General features: G+C 64.0%; 11 protein-coding genes and 1 pseudogene. 10 read left to right on the forward strand and 2 right to left on the reverse strand.

All coding sequences use genetic code 11. The annotated features are described in order from the left end of the window. Window positions 1-6: 6 nt before the first annotated feature. On the reverse strand, window positions 7-531 hold the full coding sequence (locus tag ACMGGK_RS21115) for an NAD(P)H-dependent oxidoreductase (protein WP_049187806.1): 525 nt from the start codon (window positions 529-531) through the stop codon (window positions 7-9). Window positions 532-636: 105 nt separating this feature from the next. On the opposite strand from ACMGGK_RS21115, the gene ACMGGK_RS21120 reads away from it, so the two are divergent. The 4 genes and pseudogenes from ACMGGK_RS21120 to ACMGGK_RS21135 all read left to right on the forward strand — a co-directional run. Continuing rightward, the gene (locus tag ACMGGK_RS21120) at window positions 637-1,551 is read left to right on the forward strand and encodes a LysR family transcriptional regulator (RefSeq protein WP_420277182.1); all 915 of its coding nucleotides are present in this window, start codon (window positions 637-639) and stop codon (window positions 1,549-1,551) included. 244 nt (window positions 1,552-1,795) lie between these two features. Beyond that, the gene (gene nrdD / locus ACMGGK_RS21125) at window positions 1,796-3,934 is read left to right on the forward strand and encodes an anaerobic ribonucleoside-triphosphate reductase (RefSeq protein ID WP_049294746.1); all 2,139 of its coding nucleotides are present in this window, start codon (window positions 1,796-1,798) and stop codon (window positions 3,932-3,934) included. A 168-nt stretch (window positions 3,935-4,102) separates the two neighbouring features. Next, window positions 4,103-4,567 carry an anaerobic ribonucleoside-triphosphate reductase-activating protein gene (gene nrdG / locus ACMGGK_RS21130; protein ID WP_039567952.1) on the forward strand — a complete coding sequence of 155 codons (465 nt, stop codon included), beginning with the start codon at window positions 4,103-4,105 and terminating at the stop codon, window positions 4,565-4,567. Window positions 4,568-4,714: 147 nt separating this feature from the next. Beyond that, window positions 4,715-4,877, forward strand: a pseudogene (locus ACMGGK_RS21135) (HNH endonuclease); the annotation flags it as partial. Between the two features lie 258 nt (window positions 4,878-5,135). Here the strand turns inward: ACMGGK_RS21135 and ACMGGK_RS21140 are convergent. Next, window positions 5,136-6,191, reverse strand: coding sequence for a permease (locus ACMGGK_RS21140; protein ID WP_206195118.1), 1,056 nt, complete (start codon window positions 6,189-6,191; stop codon window positions 5,136-5,138). Window positions 6,192-6,418: 227 nt separating this feature from the next. Between ACMGGK_RS21140 and phnF the strand changes: the two genes are divergently transcribed. From phnF to phnK, 6 genes are read left to right on the forward strand one after another with little or no spacing between them, the layout of a single operon-like run. Next, window positions 6,419-7,147, forward strand: a complete 729-nt coding sequence (gene phnF / locus ACMGGK_RS21145; RefSeq protein ID WP_016929297.1) for a phosphonate metabolism transcriptional regulator PhnF — start codon at window positions 6,419-6,421, stop codon at window positions 7,145-7,147. After that, entirely contained in the window at window positions 7,148-7,591 is a 444-nt protein-coding gene (phnG, locus tag ACMGGK_RS21150; RefSeq protein WP_016929298.1) for a phosphonate C-P lyase system protein PhnG, read from the forward strand. Between the two features lie 3 nt (window positions 7,592-7,594). Then, a complete protein-coding gene (phnH, locus tag ACMGGK_RS21155) occupies window positions 7,595-8,176 on the forward strand; it encodes a phosphonate C-P lyase system protein PhnH (protein WP_420277183.1) in 582 nt (193 codons plus the stop codon). Then, window positions 8,176-9,261 (forward strand): carbon-phosphorus lyase complex subunit PhnI, encoded by a 1,086-nt coding sequence (locus ACMGGK_RS21160; RefSeq protein WP_074055387.1) that lies wholly within the window; start codon window positions 8,176-8,178, stop codon window positions 9,259-9,261. The genes phnH and ACMGGK_RS21160 overlap by 1 nt, the downstream gene beginning before the upstream one ends. Beyond that, complete coding sequence (locus ACMGGK_RS21165; RefSeq protein ID WP_016929301.1) at window positions 9,254-10,114, forward strand: alpha-D-ribose 1-methylphosphonate 5-phosphate C-P-lyase PhnJ; 861 nt, start codon at window positions 9,254-9,256, stop codon at window positions 10,112-10,114. The genes ACMGGK_RS21160 and ACMGGK_RS21165 overlap by 8 nt, the downstream gene beginning before the upstream one ends. Continuing rightward, window positions 10,114-10,902 (forward strand): phosphonate C-P lyase system protein PhnK, encoded by a 789-nt coding sequence (gene phnK, locus ACMGGK_RS21170; protein ID WP_079450005.1) that lies wholly within the window; start codon window positions 10,114-10,116, stop codon window positions 10,900-10,902. Before ACMGGK_RS21165 ends, phnK begins: the two co-directional genes overlap by 1 nt. The last annotated feature ends 15 nt before the right edge of the window (window positions 10,903-10,917 follow it).

The following is a 10,917-nucleotide window of genomic DNA, read 5'->3' on the forward strand; positions in this document are numbered from 1 at the left end:
TGCGCCCTACCATTTCCCCAGCAGCGCTACCACCCCGGCGGCCTCTTGCGCCAGGCGTTCATCGCTCATGTCGAACACGCCCTGCACCAGATGCGGCGGCAGATAATCCATGCCGGTCAGGTTGGCCATGGCGTGGAACGGCAGCAGCAGATCCTGCACCGGATAACGGTTGTACCCTTCCGCCGTATAGGCCTGCGCGTTGCCGCCGGTGCTCACCACCAGCTGCAGCGGCTTGCCGTGCAGTTGGGTGCCTTCGCTGCCGTAGGCGAAACCGTAGGTTAATACCGCATCCTGCCACTCGCTGAGGATCGCCGGCGAACTGTACCAATAAAACGGGAACAACATCACTACCGCATCATGGCTCTGCAGCAGTTCCTGCTCGCGCGCCACGTCGATGCGGTAATCCGGGTAAGCGCGGATCAGTTCGTGAACGGTAACGTTGGGCAACGGACTCAGCGCCGCGATCAGCGCTTTGTTGATGCGCGACTCGTCGGGGGTGCGGTGGGCGGTTAACACTAAAATGCGCGACATAACGATTCCTCGGTCATAAGAAGATGAGGGCATTTTTCCATTTCTGCCGCTTCGGGTGTAGGCTGTTAAAGGTCACTTCAATTTCAACCAAAAGTATCAACCACTATGTCGCTGCCCTTTGACGTGCACCGCCTGCTGCCGGCCTTCCTCGCCGCCGCGCAGGCGCAAAATTTCTCCGCCGCCGCTCGCCAGCTGGGCGTGACGCCGGCGGCGGTCAGCAAAAACATCCGCGCGCTGGAAGAGAAGCTGGCGCTGCGGCTATTTCAGCGCAACACCCACAACGTGCTGCTGACCGACGAGGGCAAAGCGCTGCTGGCGCAGGTGGCGCCGCTGTGGCAGGCGTTGGCGGCCACGCTGGAGAGCGCCGGCGGCGAACGGCAGGCGCCGGCCGGGGTGGTGCGCGTCAGCATGATCCCCGGCTTCGGCCGCCAGATGCTGATGCCGCTGATCCCGCAATTTCTGGCGCGCTATCCGCAGATCGATCTCGATCTGTCGCTGGACGCCCGGGTGGTGAACCTGGTGGGCGAAGGCTTCGACGTCGGCATCGGCAGCCGGGTCGATCCCGACAGCCGGCTGGTGGCCCGCCCGCTCTACCCGATGCACATGGTGCTGGCGGCCTCGCCGGACTATCTGGCGCGGCGTGGTGAGCCGCAAACGCCGCACGATCTGCTGCGCCACGACTGCCTGCTGCACCGCAACCCGGGCAACGGCCGCCACGTCAAATGGCAGCTGCGCCATCAGGGCGAAACGCTGGCGCTGGATCTGAACGGCCGGCTGGTGGTCAGCCGGCCGGAGATGTTGCTGGATGCGGCGCTGGCCGGGCTCGGCATCGTCAACCTGGCGCGCTGGTACGTTGAAAAGCACTTCGAGCAAGGCACGCTGCAGCCGGTGCTGGCGGAATGCTGGCCGCGCCCGGTGCAGCTGTGGCTCTATTACGCTTCGGCGGATCTGCCGCCGCGGGTGCGCGTTTGGGTCGATTTTCTGCTGGAACATTTTCGCGATCGGCCAACCGGCGATTGACGTCTGTTCAGCTTGCGCACGCTCTTCCGTTTTCCTTGTTCTACATCAAAAGAATCGCGCCAATATCTATATATAGTGCATTAAGAATTGCGAACACCTATATATAGTAGTTATCCACAAAATCATCCACACGCCGCCACAGCCCTTGCGCGCTGCGGCTTTGCCCTGTGGATAAGCGAAATTTGACGGTTGCTCGCCACGCCAGGCGGGTATGAACGCTCCCTCGGGGAACAAGGAGTACAACGTGAAACCAGTAGTGATTAAGCGGGACGGTTGCCAGGTACCTTTTGACGAAGCGCGCATTGCGCAGGCCATCGAGCGCGCCGCGCTGGCGGTGGGCGTGGTCGATGCCGACTACTGCGCCACCGTCGCCCGCGTGGTCGCTCAGCGCATGGAGCAGCAGCCGCGCGTCGATATCCACGAGATCCAGCAGGCGGTGGAAAACCAGCTGATGGCCGGCGAATACAAACAGCTGGCGCGCGCCTATATCGAATACCGCCACGATCGCGACGTGGCGCGCGAACTGCGCGGCCGCCTGAATCAGGAAATTCGCGGCCTGGTCGAGCAAAGCAACCGCGCGCTGCTGAACGAAAACGCCAACAAGGACAGCAAGGTGATCCCCACCCAGCGCGACCTGCTGGCGGGCATCGTCGCCAAACACTACGCCAAGCAGCACATCCTGCCGCGCGACGTGGTGCTGGCCCATGAACGCGGCGAAATTCACTACCACGATCTCGACTACTCGCCGTTTTTCCCGATGTTCAACTGCATGCTGATCGATCTGAAAGGCATGCTGACCAACGGCTTCAAGATGGGCAACGCCGAGATTGAGCCGCCGAAGTCGATCTCCACCGCCACCGCCGTGACCGCACAGATCATCGCCCAGGTCGCCAGCCATATCTATGGCGGCACCACCATCAACCGCATCGATGAAATTCTGGCGCCGTTCGTCGACGAGAGCTTCCGCAAACACCTGCAGGTGGCGGAAGAGTGGCAGATCCCGGACGCCAAAGGCTATGCCATGGCGCGCACCGAGAAAGAGTGTTACGACGCCTTCCAGTCGCTGGAGTACGAGGTCAACACCCTGCACACCGCCAACGGCCAGACGCCGTTCGTCACCTTCGGCTTCGGCCTCGGCACCAGTTGGGAGTCTCGCCTGATCCAGCGCTCGATCCTGAAAAACCGCATCGCCGGGCTGGGCAAAAACCGCAAGACCGCCGTGTTCCCCAAACTGGTGTTCGCCATCCGCGACGGCCTCAACCACCAGTACGGCGACCCGAACTACGACATCAAGCAGCTGGCGCTGGAGTGCGCCAGCAAGCGCATGTACCCGGACATCCTCAACTACGATCAGGTGGTGAAGGTCACCGGCTCGTTCAAAACGCCGATGGGCTGCCGCAGCTTCCTCGGCACCTACGAGCAGGACGGCGAGCTGGTGCACGACGGCCGCAACAACATCGGCGTCATCAGCCTCAACCTGCCACGCATCGCGCTGGAGGCGATGGGCGATGAGTCGCGCTTCTGGGCGCTGCTGGATCAGCGCCTGCAGCTGGCGAAAAAGGCCCTGATGACGCGCATCGCCCGGCTGGAAGGCATCAAGGCGCGGGTAGCGCCAATCCTTTACATGGAAGGCGCCTGCGGGGTGCGGCTCAAGGCCGACGATAACATCGCGGATATCTTCAAGAACGGCCGCGCCTCGATTTCGCTGGGCTACATCGGCCTGCACGAGACCATCAACGCGCTGTTCGGCGGCAAAAACCACGTATATGACGACGAAGCGCTGCGCGCCAAAGCGGTGGCGATCGTCGCGCGGCTGCGCGCCGCCGTCGACGCCTGGAAGGACGAAACCGGCTACGGCTTCAGCCTCTACAGCACGCCGAGCGAAAACCTGTGCGATCGCTTCTGCCGGCTGGACACCGCCGATTTCGGCGTGGTGCCGGGCGTCACCGACAAGGGCTATTACACCAACAGCTTCCACCTCGACGTGGAGAAGAAGGTCAATCCGTACGACAAGCTGGACTTCGAAGCGCCCTACCCGCCGTTGGCCAGCGGCGGCTTCATCTGCTACGGCGAATACCCGAACCTGCAGCACAACCTGAAGGCGCTGGAAGACGTGTGGGACTACAGCTACACCCGGGTGCCTTACTACGGCACCAACACGCCGATCGACGAGTGCTACGAATGCGGCTTCACCGGTGAATTCTCCTGCACCAGCAAAGGCTTCACCTGCCCGAAATGCGGCAACCACGACTCGGCCAAGGTCTCGGTCACCCGCCGGGTGTGCGGCTATCTCGGCAGCCCCGATGCCCGGCCGTTCAACGCCGGCAAGCAGGAAGAGGTGAAACGCCGGGTGAAACACCTCGGCAACGGGCAGCTCGGCTGAAAAGCGCCGTGCAGCCTAGGCAGAAGCCTGTTCATCAGGCGTGATTGTCGCCGCCAGTTTGCCTTCGGCCAGCGCGCACCAACCGGAGCGTACACGCAGTACGTAAGGATTGGGAGCACTGCCCGAAGGCAAAATGGCCAGTAAAATAGCCTGATGGGCAGGCCTCACATGAATTATCACCAGTATTACCCGATCGACGTCGTCAACGGCCCCGGCACCCGCTGCACGCTGTTTGTCGCCGGCTGCGTGCACCAGTGCCCCGGCTGCTACAACAAAAGCACCTGGCGGCTCAACTCCGGTCAGCCGTTTACCCCGGCGTTGGAAGACCGCATCATCGCCGATCTGAACGATACGCGCGTGCCGCGCCAGGGGCTGTCGCTCTCCGGCGGCGATCCGCTGCACCCAGCCAACGTGCCGAGCATCTTGAAGCTGGTGAAACGAGTGCGCGCCGAGTGCCCCGGCAAGGATATCTGGCTGTGGACCGGCTACCGGCTGGCGGAGTTGGACGCGCAGCAAATGCAGGTAGTGGACAGGATCAACGTGCTAATCGACGGCAAATTCGTGCAGGATTTGAAAGACCCGGCGCTGATCTGGCGCGGCAGCAGCAACCAGGTGGTGCATAGGTTGCGATGAGCTGGTGGTACGTGTCTCGACTCATGTTAATCCAAAATAGGCCTGGCACAGCTGCGGCTACGGCACAGAACCAAACCTGATCTGACAGGCGGCTTTGTGCCAGGAGCGGAACTTGCTTACATCATGCTATGTTAGTTTGCTGGGAGCAGGTCAGCACCATTCAAGCGGGAAGATGGTAGACCGTATCTTGAAGTGCATCATGTGGAGTGGCTTGCTAACGGTGGAGAAAAATGCTATTGCACTCTGTCCGAACTGTCACCGCGAAGCACACTACGGCACGCTTGTGTTGAAGCCGACTAACATTAAGTAGTCTTCTTATAGCCCTCAACGTCTGCTCCTCGCTCAAAGCCGACTGCCAGACAAAATTCCATTCTATCCTGAGAAACCTCCTGTTCGACTCAGAACGAATCCCCCTCAACGCCCCCACCGATAGCTCCCCCGAATTTTCGCTTTAAATATAGCCATTCGTTTTTCTACCTCTGAATGGCTTAGATCAACCGCAGTGCCGGTGCTTAAACGTTCAAAGATGCCATCTCCTCCATTGAGATAGCGTCAAGTCACGAATCCGTTACACCAACCCCATCCCCACCACGCCGGTCAGTGCGCCGCACAGCGCCACCAGCGCCGCCGTCAGGCACAGCGCCCGGGCGGAGAAGGCCTTGTTGAGCATCAACAGCGAAGGCAGGCTGACCGCCGGCAGGGTCATCAGCAGCGCCAGCGCCGGGCCGGCGCCCATGCCCGCCAGCATCATGGTTTGTACGATCGGGATTTCCGCCGCGGTGGGGATAACGAACAGGCAGCCGACGATCGCCAGGCCGATGATCCACAGCAGGCTATTGTCGACGGCGCCGTCGGCGTGCGGGAACAGCCAGACCCGCGCCGCGCCCAGCGCCAGCACCGCCAGCACGTAGATCGGAATGGTCGACCAAAACAGCGCCCACAGCGCTTTGCCCCAGCGGGCGAGGAACGGCTGCTCGTCGCTCTGCGCCATCATCACCGGCGGCTGCGGCGCGGTGGGCTGCGGATCGTTGGCGGTCACGCGCTGCACCAGCCAGGCGATGCCCAGCACCATCACCACGCCCGCCACCAGGCGGATGGCGGCGAACGGCCAACCGAGCACAAATCCCATGAACACCAGCGTCGCCGGGTTCAATACCGGGTTGGCGAGCCAAAAGGCCAGCGCGGCGCCGCTGGATACCGACTGGCGGCGCATGCCGGCGGCAACCGGTGCGGCGCAGCAGGTGCACATCATGCCCGGCAGCGCGATCAGCGCCCCCAGCACGGTGCCGGAAAAACGCCGGTGGCCGAGCGTGCGCGCCAGCCAGTCGCGCGGGATCAGCACCTGCACCAGCGAACCTAACAGCACCCCGAGCAGCGCCGCCTTCCATACCGCGGTGAAGTAGACCAGCACGTACTGCCAGGCCGCCAGCCAGGGGCTCGCGGCGCCGTCGGCCAGGATCGATTTGCCGATCGAGTGGCTATCCGCCGCCACGAAGGCCTTGCCGTAGTAAGGCTGCCATTTGACGTAGTAGAGGCCAACGGCCACCACCAGCAGAAACAGGATCGGTTTCCACAGCGGCCAGGCGCGTGGGGCGTGTTCAGGGGCGTTCAGAGGTTGCGGCATGGTAGCGGCCAGAGTCAGTCAACAGAGGCGCCAGCATAGCGCGCCGTCGCCGCCCGTGCACGCCCGGGCTGTCCTAAATAGTTCATCTGTTCGCCACCGACGCGTAACGCGATTGTCATCTGCGCCCGGCACCATGATGCCAACGTGAAAACCACAGGGTAGACGCCCGATGAAACGCACCGCTTCCGCCTTCATCGCACCGCCATCGGCATGACGAGGTTTTTATTATGATGGAGTTATCTAGACATCCGACCACTTACCCCACCCGCTATCAGCAGATCGCCGCGCAGCTGGAACAGGAGCTGCGCACGCAGTACCGCTGCGGCGACTACCTGCCTTCGGAACAGCAGCTGGCCGAGCGTTACCAGGTCAATCGCCACACCCTGCGCCGCGCGGTGGATCAGCTGGTGGAGCGCGGCTGGCTGCAGCGCCGCCACGGCGTCGGCATTCTGGTGCTGATGCGGCCTTACGACTACCCGCTGCACGCCAACACCCGCTTCAGCCAGAACCTGTTCGAGCAGGGCAGCCACCCCACCAGTGAGCGCTTACTCGCTGTCTTGCGCCCGTGCAATGGGCATGTCGCCAGCGCGCTCTCGCGTGAAGAAGGCGAAATGGTGATCCACCTGCGCACCCTGCGCCGGGTCAACGGCGTACCGATGAGCGTGATCGACCACTATCTGCCCGATCTGGACTGGTGGCCGGCGCTGCAGCAGTTCCACAGCGGTTCGCTGCACCAGTTTATCGAACAGCACCTCCGGCAGCCGCTGGCCCGCCGCCAGACGCGCATCAGCGCGCGCCGCGCGCAGGCCAAAGAGAGCCGGCTGCTGGAGATCGCCACCCACGCGCCGCTGCTGTGCGTGCGCACCCTTAACGTCCGCAGCGGCGGCGAAGAGGTGGCGGAATACTCCGTCAGCCTGGCCCGCGCCGACATGATTGAACTGACGATGGAGCACTGAATGCACGCCTTAGAGTCGAGACAACGCTGGATGTCGGTGCTGGCGCACAGCCGGCCCGAGCAGCTGCGCAGCCACTGGCAGGCGCTGAACCTCAGCCCGGGTTACCGCAGCATCCGCGCGCCGGAGATCGGCCTGGCCCAGCTGCAGGGGCGCATGGGCGCCACCGGCCGCCGCTTCGTGCTGGGGGACATGACGGTCACCCGCGCGGTGGTGCAGCTGGACAACGGCGGCTACGGCTACAGCTACATCGCCGGGCGCGACAAGGCGCACGCCGAGCTGTGCGCGCTGGCCGATGCGCTGCTGCAACAGCCGGAGCACGGCGAACGCCTGCAACAACAGCTGATCGCGCCGCTAGCCGCGCTGCAGCACGAACAGCGCCAGCTGCGCGCCCGGGCGATCGCCGCCAGCCGGGTGGACTTCTTTACGCTGGTGCGAGGGGATTAAGCCATGAGTTTATTGACCGGTTTTGAACAACCGATAGACCAATCGCAGCACGCTTTCCGTTTGATTCTTAAAGCCTTAAGCGAACCGGGCCACCGGGTGACGCTGCCGAACGGCCCAGCCTGGGCGCCGCTGAACGCCGCCAGCACCGCCGCGCTGCTGACGCTGGCCGATCAGGAAACGCCGCTGCTGCTGTGCCCAGCGCTAAATAGTAAGCAAGTGCTAACCAACATTCGTTTTCACAGCGGCGCGCCGCTGGCCGCCACGGAGCAGGAGGTCTGTTTTGCCCTGTTCGATGAGCACGTGCAGGCCGCCGATCTGCAGGCGTTGCCGCACGGCACTGAAATTTCGCCGGAGTTCAGCGCCACGGTCATCGTGCAGCTCGCCGAGCTGGAGAACGGCGCAGCGCTGCGCCTGACCGGCCCCGGCATCGAGAAGCAACGCCTGATAGCGCCGCGCCTGCCGCCGGCGCTGCTGGATTATCTCGTCAACCGTCCGCAGCGCTTCCCGCTGGGGCTGGATATCTTGCTGACCTGCGGCGATCGCCTGCTGGCGATCCCGCGGACCACCCGCGTGGAGGTGTGCTGATGTACGTAGCGGTAAAAGGGGGCGAAAAAGCCATTGAGGCCGCCCATCAGCTGCAGGAACAGCTGCGGCGCGGCGACGAGGCGCTACCGGCGATCGGCGCGGAACAAATCGAACAGCAGCTGGGGCTGGCGGTGGATCGGGTGATGACCGAAGGCGGCATCTACGATCGCGAGCTGGCGGCGCTGGCCATCAAACAGGCCAGCGGCGATCTGGTGGAGGCGATCTTCCTGCTGCGCGCCTATCGCACCACCCTGCCGCGCCTGGCGGTCAGCGAGCCGCTGGCCAGCGAAAACATGCGGCTGGAGCGGCGCATCTCGGCGGTTTACAAGGACTTGCCCGGCGGGCAGGTGCTGGGGCCGACCTACGACTACACTCACCGGCTGCTGGACTTCGCGCTGCTGGCGGAAGGCGAGGCGCCGCGCGCGCCGCAGGCCGACGAACCGCTGCCGGACAACTGCAGCCACGTGTTCGATCTGCTGTGTCGCCAGCAGCTGGCGCGGGAGGAACAGGACGACGGCAGCGCGCCGGACGACATCACCCGCAATCCGCCGGTTTACCCCTGCTCGCGCTCGGCGCGCCTGCAGCAGCTGGTGCGCGGCGACGAAGGTTTTCTGCTGGCGCTCGGCTACGCCACTCAGCGCGGCTACGGCCGCAACCACCCGTTCGCCGGCGAGATCCGCACCGGCCACATTTCGGTGGAGATCGTGCCTGAAGAGCTGGGTTTCGCCATCGATATCGGCGAAATCTTGCTGACCGAGTGCGAAATGGTCAACGGCTTCGTCGATCCCAAGGACCATCCGCCGCACTTCACCCGCGGTTACGGGCTGGTGTTCGGCCGCGCCGAACGCAAGGCGATGGCGATGGCGTTGGTGGATCGCGCATTGCAGAGCCCCGACTACGGCGAAGGCGTCGCCGGCCCGGCGCAGGACGAAGAGTTCGTGCTGGCCCACGCCGACAACGTCGAGGCCGCCGGCTTCGTCTCCCATCTCAAGCTACCGCACTACGTCGACTTCCAGGCTGAACTGGAACTGCTCAAGCGGCTGCGGCAGGAATACAGCGAGCGTCAGGAGGCCCGCGATGAGTGAAGTATTGACCGGCTATAACCTCGGCTATCTGGACGAGCAGACCAAGCGCATGATCCGCCGCGCCATCCTCAAGGCGGTGGCGATCCCCGGCTATCAGGTGCCGTTCGGCGGCCGCGAGATGCCGATGCCCTATGGCTGGGGCACCGGCGGCATTCAGCTCACCGCCAGCGTCATCGGCCGCGCCGACGTGCTGAAGGTGATCGACCAGGGCGCCGACGACACCACCAACGCGGTGTCGATCCGCCGCTTCTTCCAGCGCGTCGCCGGGGTGGCCACCACCGAGCGCACGCCGGAGGCCACCCTAATCCAGACCCGTCACCGCATTCCGGAAACGGCGTTGCGCGAAGACCAGATCCTGATCTATCAGGTGCCAATCCCGGAGCCGCTGCGCTTTATCGAACCGCGCGAAACCGAGACCCGCAAGATGCACGCGCTGGAGGAGTACGGCGTGATGCAGGTGAAGCTGTATGAAGACATCGCGCGCTACGGCCATATCGCCACCACCTACGCCTACCCGGTGAAGGTCAACGATCGCTACGTGATGGATCCGTCGCCAATCCCGAAATTCGACAACCCGAAAATGCACATGATGCCGGCGCTGCAGCTGTTCGGCGCCGGGCGCGAGAAACGCATCTACGCCCTGCCGCCGTTCACCAAGGTGGAGAGCCTGGACTTCGACGACCATCCGTTCAGCGTGCAGCAGTGGGACGAACCCTGCGCGCTGTGCGGCTCGCGCCACAGCTATCTGGACGAGGTGGTGCTCGACGATCGGGGCAACCGCATGTTCGTCTGTTCGGACACCGACTACTGCCGGCAGCAGCTGGCGCAATCTTCGCAAGAGGCGCAGCACTGATGACTTCCACCCCATTGAGCACCACCCCGCTGCTGTCGGTGAAGCGGCTCACCCACCTGTACGCCCCCGGCAAGGGCTTCAGCGACGTGTCGTTCGACATCTACCCCGGTGAAGTGCTGGGCATCGTCGGCGAATCCGGCTCCGGCAAAACCACGCTGCTGAAGTCGATCTCCGCGCGGCTGGCGCCGCAGCGCGGGCAGATCCTTTACCGCCCGCAGGCGGACCAGGAACACGATCTGTACGCCATGGCGGAGAGCGATCGCCGCCGCCTGCTGCGCACCGACTGGGGCGTGGTGCACCAGCACCCGCTCGACGGGCTGCGGCCGCAGGTCTCCGCCGGCGGCAACATAGGCGAGCGGCTGATGGCCATCGGCCAGCGCCACTATGGCGACATTCGCCGCCAGGCCGGCCAGTGGCTGGAAGACGTCGAAATCCCGCTGTCGCGCCTCGACGATCTGCCGACCACCTTCTCCGGCGGCATGCAGCAGCGGCTGCAGATCGCCCGCAACCTGGTCACCCACCCCAAGCTGGTGTTTATGGATGAGCCGACCGGCGGGCTGGACGTGTCGGTGCAGGCGCGCCTGCTCGATCTGCTGCGCAACCTGGTGGTGGAGATGCAGCTGGCGGCGGTGATCGTCACCCACGATCTCGGCGTGGCGCGGCTGCTGGCCCACCGCCTGCTGGTGATGAAACAGGGCGAAGTGGTGGAGAGCGGCCTGACCGATCGGGTGCTCGACGATCCGCACCATCCTTACACCCAGCTGCTGGTTTCTTCGGTGCTGTCGTAACCCAAGGCGATAACA

This window comes from Serratia sp. BNK-33-b (assembly GCF_048684565.1).
GTDB classification, from domain to species: Bacteria; Pseudomonadota; Gammaproteobacteria; order Enterobacterales; family Enterobacteriaceae; genus Serratia; species Serratia marcescens.